The 19,338-nt window shown below is 71.0% G+C and carries 17 protein-coding genes and 1 rRNA gene; 6 read left to right on the forward strand and 12 right to left on the reverse strand.

Annotated features, from left to right (window positions below; translation table 11 throughout):
- Positions 1-57: 57 nt before the first annotated feature.
- Positions 58-564 (forward strand): DUF1707 domain-containing protein, encoded by a 507-nt coding sequence (locus ACFW0G_RS07500; protein ID WP_378323988.1) that lies wholly within the window; start codon positions 58-60, stop codon positions 562-564.
- Here ACFW0G_RS07500 and ACFW0G_RS07505 read toward each other — a convergent pair.
- Together ACFW0G_RS07505 and ACFW0G_RS07510 are read right to left on the reverse strand one after the other, a co-directional pair.
- Complete coding sequence (locus ACFW0G_RS07505) at positions 561-1,187, reverse strand: NUDIX domain-containing protein (protein ID WP_378323989.1); 627 nt, start codon at positions 1,185-1,187, stop codon at positions 561-563. The genes ACFW0G_RS07500 and ACFW0G_RS07505 overlap by 4 nt on opposite strands.
- Positions 1,184-2,884: a CTP synthase gene (locus ACFW0G_RS07510; protein WP_378323990.1), complete on the reverse strand. Its 1,701-nt coding sequence runs from the start codon at positions 2,882-2,884 to the stop codon at positions 1,184-1,186. Before ACFW0G_RS07510 ends, ACFW0G_RS07505 begins: the two co-directional genes overlap by 4 nt.
- Before the next feature lie 104 nt (positions 2,885-2,988).
- Here ACFW0G_RS07510 and aroA point away from each other — a divergent pair, with 104 nt between their 5' ends.
- Positions 2,989-4,284, forward strand: coding sequence for a 3-phosphoshikimate 1-carboxyvinyltransferase (gene aroA, locus ACFW0G_RS07515; RefSeq protein ID WP_378323991.1), 1,296 nt, complete (start codon positions 2,989-2,991; stop codon positions 4,282-4,284).
- A gap of 78 nt (positions 4,285-4,362) precedes the next feature.
- Here aroA and ACFW0G_RS07520 read toward each other — a convergent pair whose 3' ends face one another.
- Positions 4,363-5,037, reverse strand: a complete 675-nt coding sequence (locus ACFW0G_RS07520) for a GntR family transcriptional regulator (protein ID WP_378323992.1) — start codon at positions 5,035-5,037, stop codon at positions 4,363-4,365.
- A 251-nt stretch (positions 5,038-5,288) separates the two neighbouring features.
- Between ACFW0G_RS07520 and ACFW0G_RS07525 the strand changes: the two genes are divergently transcribed.
- The 4 genes from ACFW0G_RS07525 to ACFW0G_RS07540 all read left to right on the forward strand — a co-directional run bounded on the left by ACFW0G_RS07525 (position 5,289) and on the right by ACFW0G_RS07540 (position 10,092).
- Positions 5,289-6,722, forward strand: coding sequence for an NCS1 family nucleobase:cation symporter-1 (locus ACFW0G_RS07525; RefSeq protein ID WP_378323993.1), 1,434 nt, complete (start codon positions 5,289-5,291; stop codon positions 6,720-6,722).
- A complete protein-coding gene (locus tag ACFW0G_RS07530) occupies positions 6,722-7,438 on the forward strand; it encodes an aspartate/glutamate racemase family protein (RefSeq protein ID WP_378323994.1) in 717 nt (238 codons plus the stop codon). The genes ACFW0G_RS07525 and ACFW0G_RS07530 overlap by 1 nt, the downstream gene beginning before the upstream one ends.
- A gap of 104 nt (positions 7,439-7,542) precedes the next feature.
- A complete protein-coding gene (locus tag ACFW0G_RS07535) occupies positions 7,543-8,817 on the forward strand; it encodes an alginate lyase family protein (protein WP_378323996.1) in 1,275 nt (424 codons plus the stop codon).
- Between the two features lie 75 nt (positions 8,818-8,892).
- Positions 8,893-10,092: a cysteine desulfurase-like protein gene (locus tag ACFW0G_RS07540; protein ID WP_378323997.1), complete on the forward strand. Its 1,200-nt coding sequence runs from the start codon at positions 8,893-8,895 to the stop codon at positions 10,090-10,092.
- A 6-nt stretch (positions 10,093-10,098) separates the two neighbouring features.
- On the opposite strand, the gene ACFW0G_RS07545 is transcribed toward ACFW0G_RS07540, so the two are convergent.
- The 9 genes from ACFW0G_RS07545 to rrf form a co-directional block, all read right to left on the reverse strand.
- The gene (locus ACFW0G_RS07545; RefSeq protein ID WP_378323998.1) at positions 10,099-11,049 is read right to left on the reverse strand and encodes a copper transporter; all 951 of its coding nucleotides are present in this window, start codon (positions 11,047-11,049) and stop codon (positions 10,099-10,101) included.
- Positions 11,046-12,230, reverse strand: coding sequence for a putative cytokinetic ring protein SteA (gene steA, locus ACFW0G_RS07550; RefSeq protein ID WP_378323999.1), 1,185 nt, complete (start codon positions 12,228-12,230; stop codon positions 11,046-11,048). Before steA ends, ACFW0G_RS07545 begins: the two co-directional genes overlap by 4 nt.
- Positions 12,231-12,438: 208 nt before the next feature.
- Positions 12,439-14,235: a DNA repair protein RecN gene (recN, locus tag ACFW0G_RS07555; RefSeq protein WP_378324000.1), complete on the reverse strand. Its 1,797-nt coding sequence runs from the start codon at positions 14,233-14,235 to the stop codon at positions 12,439-12,441.
- A gap of 113 nt (positions 14,236-14,348) precedes the next feature.
- On the reverse strand, positions 14,349-15,263 hold the full coding sequence (locus ACFW0G_RS07560; RefSeq protein WP_378324001.1) for an NAD kinase: 915 nt from the start codon (positions 15,261-15,263) through the stop codon (positions 14,349-14,351).
- Positions 15,260-16,090, reverse strand: a complete 831-nt coding sequence (locus tag ACFW0G_RS07565; protein ID WP_378324002.1) for a TlyA family RNA methyltransferase — start codon at positions 16,088-16,090, stop codon at positions 15,260-15,262. The genes ACFW0G_RS07560 and ACFW0G_RS07565 overlap by 4 nt, the downstream gene beginning before the upstream one ends.
- 4 nt (positions 16,091-16,094) lie before the next feature.
- On the reverse strand, positions 16,095-16,316 hold the full coding sequence (locus tag ACFW0G_RS07570) for a hypothetical protein (RefSeq protein WP_378324003.1): 222 nt from the start codon (positions 16,314-16,316) through the stop codon (positions 16,095-16,097).
- Positions 16,317-16,359: 43 nt separating this feature from the next.
- A complete protein-coding gene (locus ACFW0G_RS07575; RefSeq protein ID WP_378324005.1) occupies positions 16,360-17,355 on the reverse strand; it encodes an HAD-IIA family hydrolase in 996 nt (331 codons plus the stop codon).
- Positions 17,348-19,012 carry a hypothetical protein gene (locus ACFW0G_RS07580; RefSeq protein ID WP_378324006.1) on the reverse strand — a complete coding sequence of 555 codons (1,665 nt, stop codon included), beginning with the start codon at positions 19,010-19,012 and terminating at the stop codon, positions 17,348-17,350. The genes ACFW0G_RS07575 and ACFW0G_RS07580 overlap by 8 nt, the downstream gene beginning before the upstream one ends.
- Before the next feature lie 92 nt (positions 19,013-19,104).
- Positions 19,105-19,221: ribosomal RNA gene (gene rrf / locus ACFW0G_RS07585) — 5S ribosomal RNA — on the reverse strand.
- Positions 19,222-19,338: the final 117 nt, after the last annotated feature.

Here is a 19,338-nt window from a genome sequence, read left to right on the forward strand (position 1 = left end):
CTCCGCGAGCCGGTTCCGGTCCCGACCGGCCGGAGCCTTCCCGAGGTACCGTGAAGAATGGACCACGACGACCTGCGCATCGGCACCGCCGAGCGCGAGGAGTCGGCGCGGCTGCTCGCCGAGCACTTCAGCCAGGGCAGGCTGACGCCCGACGAGTACGAAACCCGGGTGACCGGCGCGTACGCGGCGACCACGCGGGCCGAGCTGCGCCCGCTGTTCACCGATCTGCCCGCCCCGCACCCGGCTTTCCTGGCCCCGCCCCTGCGCATCGAGCACCCGCTGCCGTACCCGCCGCCCGCGGCGAACGGCCTGCCCGCCGCCGTCCCGTGGCAGCCGCCGCCGGTCCCGTACTCGCCGAAGTCCCGGATGGTCGCCGGGATCCTCCAGATCGTGCTCCCCTTCGGCAGCGGCCGCCTCTACACCGGGCACGTCGGGATCGCCGTGCTGCAGTTCGTCGTGTTCGTCATCACCGCGGGCTTCGGCGCGCTCTGGCCGATCATCGACGGCATCGTCCTGCTCGCCAACGGCGGCTTCGACAACCACGGCCGCCGCCTCCGGGATTAGCGCTCGCGGGCGGCGAAGCGAGTGGGGCGGTCCCGCCACGGCGCATCGGCCGGGCGGGGCGCGGCCGCCCCGGTGACGACGGCGTGCGCGGCGAGGACCCCGCCGACCGTCGCCCCGTTGACCAGTTCGCCGGACAACGCCATCCGCACCGCCTCGGCCAGCGGAAAGCGGCGGATCACCAGATCCGCCTCCTCCTCGCCGAGCACCTCTCGGTCCACTTCGGACAGATCGCGGGCCAGGAAGACACGCACCACCTCGTCGGTGAACCCCGGCGAGGCCGCGACGTCCACCAGCGTCGACCAGTCCGCCGCCGCGAGCCCGGCCTCCTCGACCAGCTCGCGCCGCGCGGTCCCGACCGGATCCTCGCCCTCGTGGTCGATGAGCCCGGCGGGCAGTTCCCACAGCCGCCGCCCGATCGGATGGCGGTACTGGTGGACGAGCGTGACCGCGCCGTCCGCGTCGAGCGCGACCACCGCGACCGCGCCGAGGTGTTCGATCACCTCGCGCGTCGCGGGGGTCCCGCCCGGCATCACGACGTCGTCGATCCGCAGGCCCACCACGCGTCCGATGTGGACGTCGCGGCTGCCCGCGACGGTGAACTCGTGCGTCCCTGGCTCGGTCACCGGGCCGCCACCGGGGTCTCCGGCAGCTCGACCGGCAGCCGCTCGGCGACCTTGCGGTCCACCACGGCCTTGACGAACGCGCCGAACAGCGGGTGCGGCCGGGTCGGGCGGCTCTTGAGCTCGGGGTGCGCCTGCGTGCCGACGAAGAACGGGTGCACGTCGGCGGGCAGCTCGACGAACTCGACGAGGCGATCGTCGGGCGAGGTGCCGGAGAACACCAGCCCCGCCTCGGAAAGCCGCTTGCGGTAAGCGTTGTTGACCTCGTAGCGGTGGCGGTGCCGCTCGGAGACCTCCGTGCTGCCGTACGCCTTCGCGACCTGCGAGCCCGGCTTGAGCTTCGCCGGGTACGCGCCGAGCCGCATGGTGCCGCCCATGTCCCGCTCCCCCGCGACGACGTCACGCTGGTCGGCCATGGTCGAGATCACCGGATGCGCGGTGTTCTCGTCGAACTCGGCGGAGTTCGCGCCCTCGACGCCGGCCAGGTGCCGGGCCGCCTCGATCACGATGCACTGCAGGCCAAGGCACAGCCCGAGCAGCGGCAGGCCGTGCTTGCGCGCGTACTCGACCGCGCCGACCTTGCCCTCGATACCGCGGATGCCGAACCCGCCGGGGATCAGCACACCGTCCACATCGGACAACACGGAGGCGGCGCCGGACGCGGTCTGCGCGTCGTCGGAGGCGACCCAGACGATCTCCACCTTGGCGCGGTGGGCGAACCCGCCCGCCCGCAGCGCCTCGGTGACCGAGAGGTACGCGTCGGGCAGGTCGATGTACTTGCCCACCACCGCGATCCGCACGGTCTCGGCCGGGTTGTGCACGCGGTCGAGCAGATCACCCCACACCGTCCAGTCCACGTCGCGGAACGGCAGGCCGAGGCGGCGCACGACGTAGGCGTCGAGCGCCTCGCTGTGCAGCACCTTCGGGATGTCGTAGATCGACGGGGCGTCGGGGCAGGCGATGACGGCCTCGGTGTCCACATCGCACATCAGGCCGATCTTGCGCTTGAGGTCCTCGGGGATCTCGCGGTCGGCCCGGCAGACCAGCGCGTCGGGCTGGATACCGATGTTGCGCAGCGCGGCGACCGAGTGCTGGGTCGGCTTGGTCTTCAGCTCGCCCGACGGCGCCAGGTACGGCACCAGCGAGACGTGCAGGAAGAAGCACTGGTCACGGCCGACGTCGTGGCGGACCTGGCGGCACGCCTCGAGGAACGGCAGCGACTCGATGTCGCCGACCGTGCCGCCCACCTCGGTGATCACCACATCCGGCGCCTGGCCGGACTCGTCCGCCTGCGCGGCCGCGGTGATCCGGGACTTGATCTCGTCGGTGATGTGCGGGATGACCTGCACCGTGTCGCCGAGGTATTCGCCGCGACGCTCCTTCGCGATCACCTCGGAGTAGACCTGACCGGTCGTGACGTTGGCCTTGCCGTCGAGGTCGCGGTCGAGAAAACGTTCGTAGTGCCCGATGTCCAGATCGGTCTCGGCGCCGTCGTCGGTGACGAACACCTCACCGTGCTGGAACGGGTTCATCGTGCCGGGGTCCACATTGAGGTATGGATCCAGCTTCTGCATCGTGACCCGGAGCCCACGTGCGGTAAGGAGCTGACCCAGGCTGGAAGCCGTGAGTCCCTTACCCAGAGAGGAGGCGACGCCTCCGGTGACAAAGACATACTTGGTTGCCCGCGACTGAAGTCCCACGGGCCTCCACCTTATCTCACGCTTGCCGATCCGCTCGGCAGCCATGCGCGAAGAGCCCATATCGGGTCGTCACCGCGCGTGTCGGGACTACTAAGCTCACCATCGTGACTGACGTGAACGCAGCCGAAGACCGGTGGACCGCACCGACCGCCGAGGGCCCGCTGGACGCCGAGGTGCGCGTCCCCGGCTCGAAGTCGATCACCAACCGGGCCTACGTGCTCGCCGCGCTGGCCGGGGCGCCGACCCGGATCCGGCAGCCACTGGATTCGCGGGACGCCCGGCTCATGCTCGGCGCGCTGTCCGCGCTCGGCGCCCGTTCCCAGGCGACCACCGACGGCGTCCTCGTGCACCCGATCGCGGCGGCAGGCTCGGGCCGCGGTGAGCCGGTCACGGTCACGCTGGGCAACGCGGGCACGGTCGCGCGGTTCACCCCGGCGCTGGCCTCGCTCGGGTTCGCCCCGGTCCTCTTCGACGGCGACGAAGCCATCCGGCGGCGCCCGATCGGGCCGTTGCTGGACGCGCTGCGCGCGCTCGGCGCCCGCATCGACGACGACGGCCGCGGCGCGCCGCCGTTCACCGTGCACGGCGAGGGCGGGCTGCGGGGCGGCACGGTGAACCTCGACTCCTCGGCGTCGAGCCAGTTCCTGTCCGCGTTGCTGCTGGCGGCGCCCGCCTTCGAACAAGGCGTCACGGTCCGGCTCGTCGGCGGCACCCCGCCGAGCGAACCGCACATCGCGATGACGATGGACATGCTGCGCCGCTTCGGCGCGGTGGTGGAGCGTGACGGCACCGAATTCCGCGTGGAGCCGACGAAACTCTCGTGCCCGGGGTACGTGGTGGAGCCCGACCTGTCGACGGCGGCGCCGTTCGTGCTCGCGCCCCTGCTGACCGGCGGCACCCTGCGCCTCGCGGGCTGGCCGGAGCACACGACCCAGCCGGGCGACTGGCTGCGCACGCTGCTGCCCGCGCTCGGCGCGACGGTGCGTCTCGACGCCTCGGGCCTGACAGTCACCGGCGGCGAGACGATCCCCGGCGTCGAACTGGACCTGCACGAGGTCGGCGAGCTGACCCCGGTGATCGCGGCCCTGCTGTGTTTCGCCGAGGGCCCGTCGGTGATCTCCGGCGTCGCGCACCTGCGCGGGCACGAGACCGACCGGCTGACCGCACTCGCCACCGAACTTTCGGCACTCGGCGGTTCGGTGTCCGAAACGGACGACGGCCTGCGGATCACCCCGGCTCCCTTGCACGGCGGGCTGTTCCACACCTACGAAGACCACCGGCTGGTGATGGCGGCCGCGCTCCTCGGCCTGCGCGTCGACGGCGTCGAGGTCGAAAACCCCGCCACCGTGGGAAAAACCTTCCCCGAGTTCACCAGCACCTGGACGACGATGCTCGGCTGATCACCCGAGATCTCCCCCCAATCACGCGAGTTCCGCGTCCAATCACGCGAGTTCCGTGCCCGATCACACGAGTCCGGGTCAGCCGGTGACGCGATCCTCGTCGGCGAACAACGTCGTGAGGGTGACCTCCCGGTTGACCCGGACGTGCTCGGCCGCGGTCGTCCTGGCGCGCTCGGCGTCCCCCGACGCGATGGCCTCGTACAGCCGCCGGTGTTCGCCGAGCAGATCGGCCCAGTGCTCGTTCTGGCTCGTCAGCCAGCGCAACCGGCCTTCAAGCGGCTGCAGCACGGTCGAGAGCAGCGTGTTGCCCGCGATCGCCACGATCTCGTCGTGGAACCGGACGTTCAGCGCCGCGATCCGGGTGCCGTCGCCGCGCACCGTGGCCTTCGCGGCGGCTTCGAGCGCGCGCTCCAGCCGTTTGAGATCCGCCGGGGTCGCGCGCTCCGCCGCCAGCCCGGCCGCAAGTCCTTCAAGCGCCTCGCGGACGTCGAACAGTTCCTCGACGTCCACTCGCGCCAGCTGCCGCACCACCACCCGCCGCGGGGACTGGACGGCCAGGAAGCCCTCGGCTTCGAGGCTGCGGATGGCCTCACGCACCGGCACCCGCGACACGCCGAGGTCCTCGGCCAGCTCGCGCTCCACCAGCCGGTCCCCCGGCCGGAGCCTGCCGGTCAGGATCCGCTCGCGCAGCTCGTCGCGCACCCGCTGCCGGGTGGCGGCCAGCGGCTGCGGCATGCCCGCCGACGTGCTCATCGAGCCCCTCTCGTTCAATGCCCGCGTAACGAGCCGTGCTGTGCCGCTCGTTACCAATCCGACCACAGTCACGGCGGAAACGGGTACCTGCGAGCAGGTCGGCTGCGGCCCGTGTCCGCCCGCTTTTGGTCGGATTGGTAACAGGAGTTTATCGCCGGGAGCCTTGACGGACGGGAACGACGGGGTGATATTTGGGATACCAATTTTTGGGATACCAAATCGCCGTCCTCGCACGTCGATCGGAGGCACCCATGACCGCCGCCCCGCTCGCCCACGCCGCCGGACCGCCCCGGACGTCCCCCGATCCGCGCCTGTGGAACGCCGACCTCGCGCCCGCGAAGGAACGCCGCTGGAAGGTGTACGACATCTTCGCGCTGTGGATGTCCGACGTGCACAACCTCGGCAACTACACCTTCGCGGCAGGCCTGTTCGTGCTCGGGCTCTCGGCGTGGCAGGTGTTCACCGCGCTGCTGTTCGGGTTCGTCCTGATCTACGTCGGCATGAACCTGATGGGCCGGATCGGGCAGCGCACCGGCGTGCCGTTCCCCGTCGTCGCGCGGATCAGCTTCGGCACGTTCGGCGCCAACCTGCCCGCGCTCATCCGCGCGGTCATCGCGATCTTCTGGTACGGCATCCAAACCTACCTCGCCTCGGTCGCCATCACCGTGCTGGTGCTCGCCATCGATCCGGGCCTGAAACCCTGGACCGAGCACGGTTTCCTCGGCCTGCACGCGCTCGGCTGGGCCTGTTTCCTCGCGCTGTGGCTCGTCCAGGCGCTGATCCTGACCAGGGGCATGGACTCGGTGCGCCGTTTCCAGGACTGGTGCGGGCCCGCGATCTGGGTCGTGATGCTCGCCCTGGCGGTGTGGATCCTCGCCGCGGGCCACTGGAACATCTCGCTCACCGGCAACCCGAAGGCACTGTCCACAGGGGAGCAGTTCCGGCAGTGGTTCGGCGCCGTCGGGCTGATCCTGTCCATCTACGGCACGCTGATGCTGAACTTCTGCGACTTCTCCCGCTTCGCCCCGGACCAGAAAACGGTGCGGCGCGGGAACTTCTGGGGCCTGCCGATCAACTCGACGGCGTTCGCGCTGCTCTCGGTGTTCATCACCGCCGGCAGCCTGCAGGTGTTCGGCGAGGCCATCACCGACCCGGCGGCGCTGCTGGCCAGGGTGCACAGCACGCCGGTGCTGATCGCCGGGGCGCTGACGTTCGCGGTCGCCACCATGGGCGTCAACATCGTCGCCAACTTCGTCTCGCCCGCCTACGATCTGGCCAACATCTGGCCGAAGCGGATCAGTTTCACCGTCGGCGGCATGATCAGCGCCGTCGCCGCGCTGTGCGTGCTGCCCTGGAAGCTGTACTCCTCCCCCGCGGTGGTCAACTACTTCCTCGGCGGGCTCGGCGCGTTCCTCGGCCCGCTGTTCGGGATCATGATCGTCGACTACTACCTGATCCGGCGCGGCAAGGTCGACGTCGACGCGTTGTTCGTCGCCGATTCCTCCTCGCCGTACCACTACCGCCGGGGCGTCAACCCGCGGGCGCTCGTCACGTTCCTGCCGACCGCAGCCCTGTCCGCCGTGATCGCGCTCGTACCCGTGTTCGCCCCGGCCGCGCCGTACTCGTGGTTCATCGGCACCGCTTCGGCCGCGCTGCTGTACCGCGCGGTCTCCAGGGCGCGCTGATGCGCATCCTCGTCACCAACTGCAACACGACCGAAGCGATGACGAAGGAGATCGAAGCCGGGGCGCGGGCCGCCGCGAGCCCCGGCACCGAAATCCTGGCCAGAACCCCGCGCTGGGGACCGGAATCCGCCGAGGGTTGGCTCGACAGCTTCCTGTCCGCCGCCGCGGTCCTCGATCTGCTGCGCGGCATCGAGGACCCGTTCGACGCTGTCGTGCTGGCGGGATTCGGCGAGCACGGCAGGGAGGGCGCGCGAGAGCTGCTCGACGTCCCCGTCGTCGACATCACCGAGGCCGCCGCGCATCTGGCCTGTCTGCTCGGCAGGCGCTACGGCGTGGTGACCACTTTGGACAGAACGTGCGGGCTGATCGAGGACAGCCTGCACACGGCCGGAGTGGCACAGAACTGCGTCGCCGTCGTCGGGGCCGGGCTCGGCGTGCTCGAACTGGCCGACGAACACCGCACCGAGTCGGCGTTGCTCACCGCCGGCCGACGCGCCCGCGACGCCGGTGCCGAGGTGCTGGTGCTCGGCTGCGCGGGGATGACCGGGCTGGACCGCAGGATCGGGGCCATGCTGGACATCCCGGTCATCGACGGCGTCACCGCCGCGGTCCGGCTCGCGGAGTCCCTGGTAGCGCTGGGACTCAGGACCAGCCGGGCTGGTTCGTACGCCCGGCCGCTCGAAAAACGCCGTGTCTGGCCGCCCGTCGCCGATTGACACCCGGGCCGCGCAGACCGCAGAATTCCTCCGCCACAGCCGCTCGCCGCCCGGCTGCTCGTGGGGACTTCGGCGTCCCCGGAACACGGAAAGGGCGGTCACAGGTGCGAAAGCAGCTACGGACGCTGGGCACGGCGGTGCTCACCGCGGGTCTCGCGCTGATGCCGGTGAGCGGCACAGCGGAAGCGGCCCCGATCCCCCGCACGGTGGTCATGGACGGCGTCCAGCTCGCCAAGATCAGATCCGGCCTCAGAACCGGCACGGCCACTCCCGCTCAGCGGGACGCGCTCAAGGGATTGCTGTCCAAAGCGGACGGTTTCCTCGGTGACGCGCCATGGGCGGTGACCCACAAGCAGCAGACACCGCCCAGCGGCGACAAGCACGACTACCTCAGCCAGGCGCCGTACTGGTGGGCGAGCAAGCCACGGACGCCCGACAATCCGCAGGGCTGCCCGTACGTCCAGCGCGACGGCGAGCGCAATCCCGAGGCCGACGCGATCAGCGATCACACCGAACGCGGCCGCGCGTTCGAGGCCATCCCGGCCCTTGCACTGGCCTGGTACTACACCGGTGACCGGAAGTACGCCGAGCACGCGGAGTCCGCCGTGCGCGCCTGGTTCCTCGATCCGGCGACCCGGATGAACCCGAACATGACCTACGCGCAGTTGATCCCCTGCCGCACCGACGTTCGCGGGACCGGGATCATCGACTCCACGCAGTCGTTCACGTCGGTCGTCGACGCGTTCGCCGTCCTCGACGCCGGTGCCCCCGGCTGGAACGGCAAGGACCGCGCAGACGTCAGGAAGTGGCTCACCCGGTACCTCGACTGGATGCGGACCAGTCCGCAGGCGAAGAAGGAACTCGCCGCCACCAACAACCACGGCACGTTCCTCGACATGCAGAACGCCGCGATCGCCCTGTACATCGGCGAACGCGACCTCGCGAGGTCCATAGTGGACACCGCGAAGACCGAACGGATCGGCAGGCAGATCGCCGCCGACGGCAGCCAGCCGCTGGAGCTGTCCCGCACGAAGACGTGGCACTACTCGAACTTCAACCTGACCGCGCTGGGCAGGCTCGCCGAGATCGGCAGGCACGTCGGCGTGGATCTGTGGTCGTACCAGGCGCCGGGCGGCGGCAGCCTGCGCAAGGCCGTCGACTACCTCATCCCCGGCGCGGTCCACGGGAAGAGTGCTTGGCCGCACGAGGAAATCGGCCCGTTCGACCAGTGGATCGCGGTGGACGTCCTGCACGCCGCGGCGGAACAGGGGCACGACCCGCAAGCGGCGGCGGCGCTGAAGCAGGTCCCCGCGCCGCCGGGCGGTGACCTGTGGCCGATACGCCCGGCCTGCGTCTCACTCAATCTGCCGGCGAAGTGAGGCCAGGAGGGCGTCGGCGGCAGTCCCGGCCGCGAAGCATTTACGCACTCAAGTGCCGGATGCCAGAGTCGAGGCATGACCTTCGACGTCGACGCCCTCCGAGCCCACTTCCCCGCTCTCGCCAAGGGGGCCGCTTTCTTCGATGGCCCAGGCGGAACGCAGACTCCCCGGCCCGTCGCCGAAGCCATCTTCGCAACGATGACCGGCCCGCTGTCCAACCTGGGCGGCGGGGGCAGCCCGTCGGAGCTCAATGCCGAGAACGCGGTCGCGGGCTTCCGCGCCGCCTACGCCGACCTGCTCGGCGTCCCGCCCGCAGGCATCGTCCACGGCCGCAGTGCCACCCAGCTCACCTACGACTTCTCCCGGCACCTGGCCAAAACCTGGCACGCGGGGGACGAGATCGTCCTCAGCCGTCTGGACCACGACTCCAACATCCGCCCCTGGATGCAGGCGGCCGAACGGGCCGGTGCACTCGTCCGCTGGATCGAGATCGACGCCGAGACCACGGAACTCGACCTCGATTCCTTCGTCCGCGTCCTCTCGGACCGGACACGCCTGGTCGCGGTCACCGCCGCTTCGAACCTTCTCGGCACCAAGCCGCCCGTCCGCCGGATCGCCGATCTGGCCCACGACGCCGGTGCCCTGGTGTACGTCGACGGAGTGCACCACACGCCACATCAGCTGGTGGACGTGTCAGCGCTGGGAGCGGACTTCTTCGTCTGCTCGCCGTACAAGTTCCTCGGCCCGCACTGCGGTGTGCTCGCCGCGTCGCCCGCGCTCCTCGAAACCCTCCGCCCGGACAAGCTGGCGCCGTCCCCGGATGCCGGGCCGGAGCGCTTCGAGTTCGGGACGCTGCCGTACGAAATCCTGGCGGGAGCGACCGCCGCGGTGGACTTCCTCGCCGGGGTCGACCCCGGCACGGGCAGCACGCGCAGGGAACGATTGACACATTCGCTGCGCTCGGTGCACGACCACGAACTCGAACTGCGTGCCAGGGTGGAAAAGGGGCTCCACGGCTGGGCAGGAGCGGTCACCATCCATTCGAAGGCGGACGATCGCACCCCGACCATACTGATGGGCCTCGACGGCCGCGAGCGGGCGGCGCAGCTGCACCTCGCCGAGCGGAACGTCGTCGCCGTAGCGGGATCGTTCTACTCCCCCGAAGCCTTCGCCACGCTGAAGCTGTCCGCTCCCGCATTGCGGGTCGGGCTCGCGCCGTACAACAACACCGACGACGTCGACCGGCTGCTCGACGGCCTTTCCACTTTCCTGTAACGGACCCTAGTTACCGCTGGCGTTGCCCACGCCGGGCGCGGGCGCCTGGGCGTTGCCCGCGATGCCGTACCGGCCGGAACCGCCGTCGAGCTGTTCCTTCAGGGCGAGGATCGTGCTGATCCGGCCCGCGGCCGAGTCCGCGTTGTCCACTGTGGACAGGATCGACGTGATGGCGGTGTCGGCCCTGGCGACGCCGAGCGCGCCCGCGCCGCCTGCCGAACCCGGGTTGCCCGCCAGCACCGTGCCCGCACCGGAACGGTCGAGCTGCGCGGCGAAGCGGGCGATGGCGGCCGCGCGGTCGCCCGCGCCGTCGCCGGAGGCCTGCGCCCCGGTGAGCACCACCGCGAGCTGAGCGGGTTTGACGTCCTGGCTGGGCTTCACGAAACCACCGTCGGTGAGCCCGCCGAGCGCGGCCGCCAGTTCGGCGGGCGTCGACTGCGGCTTGGCGCTGGCCTTGTCCAGCAACAGCGTCGAACCGAGCAGCGCGCCGGCGAGCGTGCCGGAGTCGCCCGCCGTCGGGAACTTCGAGCCCGCCGGCTGCAGCCGCGTGACGACGTCGCGCAGCTGATCGGTCTTCGCCGGGTCGGTGAACATCCCGGTCAGCTGGACCTCACCGGTGACCGAGGCCCCGGACTCCCCGATGAGCTTCTTGAGCGCGTCGCGGTCGGCGGGACGAGCGTCCTCTGTGGTCACCAGGACCACCGATCGCTTGTCCAGCGCCCCGGCGACGACCTTCGCCCCGGTCGCGCCCGCGAACGCGTCCGCGTCGGCCAGCCGCGCGTTGAGCGCGTTGCGCTGTGCCTCGAGGTCGGAGACCTGCTTGCCGAGATCCTGTTTCTGGTCCGAAAGCCCCGACAGCAGGCTGCCGTTGAGCGCCGTCGAACCGAGCACCACCCCGACGGCCAGTGCCAGGAAGCAGGCGGCGATGGAAACGACGTGGTACCGCAGCGAAATCACGTGAAGAGCCCCTTGACCCAGCCGATGAACGAGTTCCAGGTGTGGCGGATCCAGTCCAGGTAGACCGAGCCCACATCGGAGACGAGCAGCGCCGCGACCACCACCACGACGGCCGCGAGGACGAGCAGCGCGATGGCCCCGAGCGAGACCCGGCTGCGGTGCAGGGTGGCGACCGCCTTGCCGTCCACCAGTTTCGTGCCCAGCTTGAGCCGGGTGAGGAACGTCGACGGGTTGGACCCCGACCGGCCGTGATCGAGGAATTCCCGCAGCGTGGCCTGGAATCCCACGGTGACGACCAGACTCGCGCCGTGCGCGTCGGCCAGCAGCAGGGCGAGATCCTCGGAATTGCCCGACGCCGGGAACGTCACCGCGCCGATGCCGAGGTCCTGGATGCGCTCGACGCCGGGAGCGTGCCCGTCCGGCTGCGCGGGCACGACGACCTCGCCGCCGGTGCGCAGCGTTTCCGCGCCGATGCCGTGCGGGTCACCGACGATGACGTCGGGCCTGTAGCCCTGCGCGCGCAGCGTGTCCGCCCCGGCGTCCACGCCGATCAGCGCGGGCCGGTGCTCGGCGATGTACTTCTTGAGGTGCTTGAGGTCCTCGGCGTGCCCGGTGCCGCCCGCCACCACCAGGACGTGCCGGTCGCGCAGCGACACCTGCAGTTCCGGGACGCCGACGCCGTCCAGGATCAGGGTGCGCTCGCGACGCAGGAATTCGATGGTGTTCGCCGAAAACGCTTCCAGCTGGGTCGACATCCCGGCCTTGGCCTCGATCATCTGATCGGCGACGCTTTCCGCCGTCTGCTCGATCCCGGAGGCGATCTGACGCTCACCGACGTAGACGACGCCGTCGTGCAGCCGGAGCTTGGTGCCGTCCTTGACCGTGCGCAGCAGGTCGCCGCCGACGGAGTCGATGAGCGGGATCCCCGCGCCGAGCAGGATCTCCGGGCCGAGGTTGGGGAACCTGCCGGAGATCGAGGGCGAGGCGTTGACCACGCCGACGACCTCGGCCTCCACCAGCGCGTCGGCCGTCGCGCGGTCGAGGTCGAGCTGGTCGAGCACGACGATGTCGCCGGGACTGATCCGGCGCAGCAGCTCCCGGGTGCGGCGGTCGACCCGTGCGACGCCGGTGATCCCGGGAAGGGCCTCGTTGTTCCGCGTGAGCAGACCGGTGAGCTTCATGTTGCCGATGGTGACAAATTTGCGCGTGAGACGTCGCACGCCACGCCGTAACAGGCATGACTCATTGCGGTGAGGATGGCAACTTTTCGACGGGCGCGACTGCGCCGATAGATACCAAACCGACCGAAAGCAAGCGGCTCATGCAGGTCGGCCGACTTCGCGAGCCGGGCCTGCTTTCGGTCTCATTGGTAAGCCGCGCGCAGCTATCTCACGCGCTCGATTTGCTCTTCTTTCCGCCGCGCTTCGGCCGTTTCACGGGTGCTTTCTTATCGGATTCCGCGGCCGCGAGGAGTTCCTCCGCGTGGGCGCGGCCGGTCTCGGTCCCGTCCATTCCGGCGAGCATGCGCGCCAGTTCCCGCACCCGCTCGGGCTGTTCGAGCGTTTTCACGCCGCTGCGGGTGACGCCACCGCTGGTGCCCTTGTCGACGACCAGATGCTGATCGGCGTAGGCCGCGACCTGCGGCAGGTGGGTCACCACGAGGACCTGGTGGGTCCGCGCGAGCCGGGCGAGCCTGCGGCCGATCTCGACCGCGGCGCGGCCGCCGACCCCGGCGTCGACCTCGTCGAACACCAGCGTCTGCACTGTGTCCGCGTGCGCGAGCACCACCTCGATGGCGAGCATGACCCGGGACAGCTCACCACCGGACGCCGCCTTGTGCACCGGCAGCGCCGGGGCGCCGTCGTGCGCGCGCAGCAGCAGCTCGACGTCGTCGATGCCGTCGGGCCCGGCGTGCACCGCGCGGCCGTCGAGCGTCAGCGCCTGGCGGTCACCGTGCTCGGCCGGACGTTGTTCGACGGTCACCTCGATCTCGGCCTGGCCCATCGCGAGGCCGGACAGTTCGGCGGTGATGGCCGTCGCGAGTTCCGCCGCCGCCTTGCCACGCGCGGCGGAGACCTCGGCCGCGTACCCCGTCAGCTTCCCGGCCAGTTCGTCCCGGCGGGTGGCCAGCTCGGCCAGCGCCTCCTCCGAAGTGTCCATCGTGGACAGCCGCAGCCGGGCGTCCTCGGCCCAGGCGAGCACCCCGTCGACGTCCGCGGCGTACTTGCGGGTGAGCCGTTTGAGGTCGGCCTGCCGGGCGAGCACCTTCTCCAGCAACGCCGGATCGGCGTCGAGCGACTCGATGTAGCCGCCCAGTTCGGCTCCGGCGTCGGACAGCAGCACCGACGCCTCTTCGAGCCGTGGCACCAGATCGCGCAGTACCGCGTCCTCGGCCGTGGACAACCGGCGGACCGCCTCGCCCACCAGCCCGAGCGCGCCGGGCGCGTCCGGATCACCGTCCGCCGAGCCCGAGACCGCGTTGTGTGCCTCGGTGGCCGACGCGCGCAGCTCGTCGACCGCGGCCAGCCGCTTGATCTGCTCGGTGAGCTCGACGTCCTCCCCCGGCTCCGGCGCGACGGCGTCGATCTCGGTGAGCCCGTGGCGGAGCAGATCGGCCTGCTGCGCCAGCTCACGCGACCGGCTCGACCGCTCGGCCAGCTCGGCGATCACCGCGAGCCACTCGTCCCGGATCTCCCGGTAGGTCTGGAGCGGTTCGGCGACGGCGTCCCCGGCGAACCGGTCGATCACCGCGCGCTGTTCGGCCGGGCGCAGCAGCCGGAGCTGGTCGTTCTGCCCGTGCACGGCGATCACCTGCTCGGACAGGTCCGCGAGCACCCCGACCGGCACCGACCGGCCGCCGAGGTGGGCGCGGGAGCGCCCGTCGACCGCGACCGACCGCAGCGCGATGACGCTGCCGTCCTCGTCGATGTCGGCACCGGCGTCGGTGACGATCCGGCTCGCCGCCTCGGCGCCGGTGAGGGTGAACCGGCCCTCGACGAACGCCTTGAGCGTGCCCGTCCGCACCTTCGAGACCTCGGCCCGGCCGCCGGAGAGCAGGTGCAGCCCGGTCACCACCATGGTCTTGCCCGCACCCGTCTCACCGGTGACGACGGTGAAGCCCGGGTGCAGTTCCAGCAGGGCGTCCTCGATCACTCCGAGGCCCTGGATGCGCATCTCGGCCAGCACGACGCCTACCGTAGCGGCACGCACCGACCACGTGCGCGCTCGCTCGCCATGAACGGCGAATTCCTTGCGAAAAAAGCCGGGAAAACTCCGTTCGCGCGCCGCGAGCGGCGGAGTCAGCGGTCGTGGCGCTCGCGCCAGCTCTTGACCGGCAGGGAGAACTTGTGCACCAGCCGGTCGGTGAACGGGCCGTCCCACAGCCGCACCAGCCGCACCGGGACCCGCCCGCACACGACCGTCACCCGCGCGCCAGGCGGCAGATCCAGATGCCGGGTCCCGTCGCAGGTCAGTACGGCAGAGGAGCCGTCGGGGTCGATGCCGACGGTGATCACCGAGTCCCGTGAGACCACCAGCGGGCGAGCGAACATCGCGTGCGCGTTGCTCGGCACGACCAGCAGCGCCTCGACGTCCGGCCAGATGATCGGGCCGCCCGCCGAGAACGCGTACGCGGTCGAACCGGTGGGTGTCGCGCACAACACACCGTCGCAGCCGAAGGCGGACACCGGTCTGCCGTCGACCTCGATGAGCGCGTCCAGCACCCGCTCCCGGGTGCTCTTCTCCACGCTGGCCTCGTTCAACGCCCAGGTACGGGCGACTTCGACGCCGTGCACGGTCACCGAGACGTCCACGGTCATCCGCTCTTCGACGTGGTAGTCGCGGTCGACCACACGCTGCACGGTATCCGCGAGCGCGTCGGAATCGGCCTCGGCGAGGAAGCCGACCCTGCCGAGGTTCATCCCGAGGACGGGCACCCCCGCGGGCCGGGCGAGCTCGGCGGCCCGCAGCAGCGTGCCGTCCCCGCCGAGCACCAGCACCAGCTCGGTGCCCGCGGCAGGGTCGCCCTCGGGCGCGAGCACGGTGCACATCGAGCCGACGCCGCCGTCCGGGTCGATCAGATGCCGCACGTCCTCCTCGATGACCCGCAGCCGGATCCCCGCCTTGGCCAGCCGCGCGGACACCTCGCGCGCGGCCTCCCGGGTGGCGTCCCGGTCCGGGTGCACGACGAGCAGCACCTCACGTTCGGTGGTCATTGAGGCCCTTCCTGGACCGCGGTTCGGACGAGCCGCTCGGCCTCCGCCCTGTCTACCCCGTCCACTGTGGACCCGGCCACCGCCTTGCGCAGCCAGACGAAGTACTCGACGTTGCCCGAGGGCCCGGGGAGCGGGCTCGCGACGACTCCACGCAGCTCGAGACCGAGCCCGGCGGCGTGCTCGATCACGCCGAGCACCGACTCGGCCCGCAGGCCGGGATCGCGCACGACGCCACCGCTGCCCAGCCGGTCCTTGCCGACCTCGAACTGCGGCTTCACCATCGGCACCAGATCGGCGCCCTCGCGCGCGCACTCCGTGAGCGCGGGCAGGACGAGCTCGAGCGAGATGAACGAGAGGTCGCCCACGACGAGGTCGACCTGGCCGCCGAGCTGTTCGGTGGTCAGATTCCGTACATTGGTCTTGTCCAACACGACGACCCGGTCGTCGGTGCGCAGGCGCCAGTCCAGCAGCCCGCGCCCGACGTCCGCCGCGATGACGGACTTGGCGCCGTTGCGCAGCAGCACGTCGGTGAAGCCGCCGGTCGACGCGCCGGCGTCCAGGCAGCGTTTGCCGTCCACGGTGAGCCCGTCCGGGGTGAAGGCCGCGAGGGCGCCGAGCAGCTTGTGCGCGCCGCGCGAGGCCCAGCCGGGGTCGTCCTCGTCGCGGACGACGATCGCCGCGCCCGACTCGACGCCGGTAGCGGGCTTGGTGGCCACCATGCCGCGCACCGTGACCTTGCCGTCCGCGATCAGCGCGGAAGCCTGCTCCCGTGATCGCGCGAGGCCGCGCCGCACCAGCTCCGCGTCGAGGCGGGCCCGTTTCGCCACCCGGTCAGACCCTGTCGATGCTGGACAACGCGACAGTCAGCTCGGTGTGCACGGCGTCGAAGCGGTCGACGTGCTCGACCAGAGGAAGCGCGTCGAGGCCGTCGAGACCGGCCACGGCCTCGTCGATACCGGCCCGCGGGTCGATCTCCTGCGGCACCGACTGGCCGGCGCCGGGCGGCGGGCCCGGAACGGGCCGCGGGACGGGGTTGTTGGGGTAATCCTGCACGCACTCAAAATACCCCTTGGCACTCATACCGCCGGGAAGCCGGTTAGGCCAGTCCGAGTTCCCCGAGCGCCGCACGCGCCGTATCGGTGTCCCCACGCACGGTGGTCGTACCGGAAGCCCAGGCCACCGGGCACAGCGTGCGCAGGAGGGCGAGCGGATCACCCTGGCCGGACACCGCCAGCAAGTCACCACTGTGGGTGACCTGCCAGCCGGATTGCGACCCGATCGCGAGCTGGTCGGCACGCTGGTCCAGCGCGCCGAGATCGGCGGCGACGTAGGTCGGCCGCTCCGCTTCCACCGCGGCGAGCAAGGTCGCCGGCGTGGTCACCCCGGACAGCACCACCAGCGAGTCGACACCCGCCGCGACCGCACCCGCGATGTCCGTGTCGAGCCGGTCGCCGACGACCAGCGGACGGTTCGCGCCCGCCGTCCGCGCCGCCGTGTCGAACAGCAGCGGCGCCGGTTTGCCCGCGACGAGCGGTTCGACGTCGGTAGCGGTCCGCAGCGCGGCCGCCATGGACCCGTTGCCGGGCAACAGGCCGCGTTCCGACGGCAGCGTCGGGTCGACGTTGGTCGCCACCCACAGCGCGCCCGCGCGGATCGCGAGACACGCCTCGGCGAGGTCCGCCCAGGTGTTGGCCGGGGAATGCCCCTGCACCACACCGGCGATGTCGTCGGCGTCGGCGATCCTGCGCACCGGCCGCAACCCGGCCGAGGCGACCAGCGCCGCGAGCGACTCGGTGCCGACGACGAGAACCGCGGTCCCCGGCTCCAGCCGCTCCTTCAGCAGCACCGCGGCGGCCTGGGCGCTGGTGTGCACCTCACCGGGTTCGGCGGGCATGCCGAGCCCGGCGAGATGCGCGACCACGTCCTCCGGCGCCTTCGAGGCGTTGTTCGTGACGAACCGGACCGCGGTGCCATGATCCCGCACCGCTCGCAACGTCTCCGGAGCGCCCGGGATGACCCGCGTGCCGTGGTAGACCGTGCCGTCGAGGTCGAACAGCACCGCGTCGTAGGCCGCGAGCAGCGCGTCACTCATCGGACTCGTTGGGCTCGTTCGACTCGTTCGCCAGTTCCGCGGCACGTTCGGCGGCGCCGGTCTCGTCGTCCTCGTCGGCCTCGGCGGCGTTCAGGAACCAGCGCAGCGCCTCTTCCTGTCGCCCGGCCGCGACGAGGTTGTCCGCGTAGGCATAGAAAAGCCGCGCGCTCCACGGGTCGCGCTTGCCCGGCTGGAGGTCGTCGCCCTGCAGCGAGACCACCGCCGCGTCGAGCTGCCCGAGGTCGCGGCGCGCGCCCGCGGCGACGATGGCGAGCTCGACCTGCGTGCCCTTCGCGAGCTTCGAGCTGTCGGCCTCCTTCGCCAGGTCCAGCGCACGCTCGGGCCTGCCCAGCGCGCGCTCGGCGTCGGCGATGATGGCGATGTGCTCGTCGCTGCGGGTCATCCGCCGCACCGCGCGCAGTTCGGAGAGCGCCTCCGCCCACTTGCCCGCGTGATAGGCGACGAGGCCGAGGGCCTCCCGCACGATCGGCACCCGCGACGCCTTGGCCTTCGCGTATTTCGCGTGCTCCAGCGCGGCCTCGGGATCGCTGTCGATCAGCCCGCCGGCGGCCACCAGATGCTTGCCAACTGTCTCGGCGAGCCCCTTCGGCAGCGTGCGGAGTTCGCGCCGGGCTTCCTCGTCGAGGTCGGAGTACTCGATGTCCTCCGGCAGTTCCGGGGCTTCGAGCAGCTCGCGGGCCATCGCCTCGTCGTCGAGCGGGCCGTCGGACTTGGCGGAGTACGCGGGCCGCGGGTCGCGACGCGGCTGACGCTCGCGAGCCGGACGGTCCTCGCGACGCGGACCCTGCCCGCGATCGTCGCGGCGCTCGTCCTTGCGCTCGTAGCCGCCACGGTCGTCCCGCTTCTGGTAACCGCGATCGTCGTCGCGACGGGGGCGGTCGAAGCCACCACCCGAACCGCCCCGGTCATCGCGGCCACGGAACCCACCACGATCATCGCGGCGCGGTTTGTCGTAGCCGCCGCTCGCGCCGCCCCGATCGTCGCGGCCCCGGTAACCGCCACGGTCTTCGCGCTTCTGGTAACCACGATCGTCATCACGACGCGACCGGTCGAAGCCACCGGAACGGCCACGGTCGTCACGACCCTTGTAGCCCCCGCGGTCGTCGTCCCGGCGCGGCCGGTCCTCCCACTTCCGCGGGCCGTCCGACCGGCTGCCGTAGGACGATTTGCCCTGCGGACGACCCGAGCCCGAACGGCGATCGTCGAAGCGGCCACCGCTCCCGCCCTCGGACCGTTTCTCGTAACGGCCGCCCGAACGCTCGTCCGACCTGCCGCCGAACCGCTTCTCACCGCGGTTGTCGAAGCGGTCACCGCTACCGCGCCGCTCGCCCGAGCGGTCCTCCCAGCGGCCGCCGCGCTCGCCTTCGTTGCGCTTCCCGCCGAAGTCGCGGCGCTGTTCGCGGGGGGCATCGCCACGCGAGGGCTTACCCGCGTAGCCGCCCGCCCCGCGAGAGCCGCGGTCGTCCCGGCGCGGACGGCCCTGGTAGCCACCGTCGCGGCCGCCGCGATCCGGCCTGCCACCACGCCGATCCCCTTGCGGCGCACCGGACCGGCCAGCGCGGGAACCGTGGTCCCGCCGTCCCGACCGGCCGGACGCGCCATCATCCTCTGAGTCACGTCGACCGAACTCGGACACCTGGCCTCCTGCCATGAAAAATCTTCGTCAGACACACGTAGGGCCCGTTAGGCGAGCCAATCGGCTATCCTAACGGGCCCTACGGAAAGGGTGTTCGGCGGTGTCCTACTCTCCCACAACCCTTCGGTTGCAGTACCATCGGCGCAGTCAGGCTTAGCTTCCGGGTTCGGAATGGGACCGGGCGTTTCCCTGACGCTATAACCACCGAAACTCTGCGAAACAACCACAACATGTGTGGTGTTTCAGAGCTGTAGAGTGAATGCGTAGCATGTTTGTGGGCAAGTCCTCGGCCTATTAGTACCAGTCAACTCGACAACACATTACTG

The organism is Amycolatopsis sp. NPDC058986 (genome assembly GCF_042741125.1).
Taxonomy (GTDB): domain Bacteria; phylum Actinomycetota; class Actinomycetes; order Mycobacteriales; family Pseudonocardiaceae; genus Amycolatopsis.

Coding starts and splice junctions, on each gene's coding strand:
- ACFW0G_RS07530 (WP_378323994.1), top strand. CDS start 6,722: ATGCGCATCCTCGTCACCAACTGCAACACGACCGAAGCGATGACGAAG.
- ACFW0G_RS07500 (WP_378323988.1), top strand. CDS start 58: ATGGACCACGACGACCTGCGCATCGGCACCGCCGAGCGCGAGGAGTCG.
- steA (WP_378323999.1), bottom strand. CDS start 12,230: ATGAAGCTCACCGGTCTGCTCACGCGGAACAACGAGGCCCTTCCCGGG.
- ACFW0G_RS07560 (WP_378324001.1), bottom strand. CDS start 15,263: ATGACCACCGAACGTGAGGTGCTGCTCGTCGTGCACCCGGACCGGGAC.
- ACFW0G_RS07525 (WP_378323993.1), top strand. CDS start 5,289: ATGACCGCCGCCCCGCTCGCCCACGCCGCCGGACCGCCCCGGACGTCC.
- ACFW0G_RS07540 (WP_378323997.1), top strand. CDS start 8,893: ATGACCTTCGACGTCGACGCCCTCCGAGCCCACTTCCCCGCTCTCGCC.
- ACFW0G_RS07575 (WP_378324005.1), bottom strand. CDS start 17,355: ATGAGTGACGCGCTGCTCGCGGCCTACGACGCGGTGCTGTTCGACCTC.
- ACFW0G_RS07520 (WP_378323992.1), bottom strand. CDS start 5,037: ATGAGCACGTCGGCGGGCATGCCGCAGCCGCTGGCCGCCACCCGGCAG.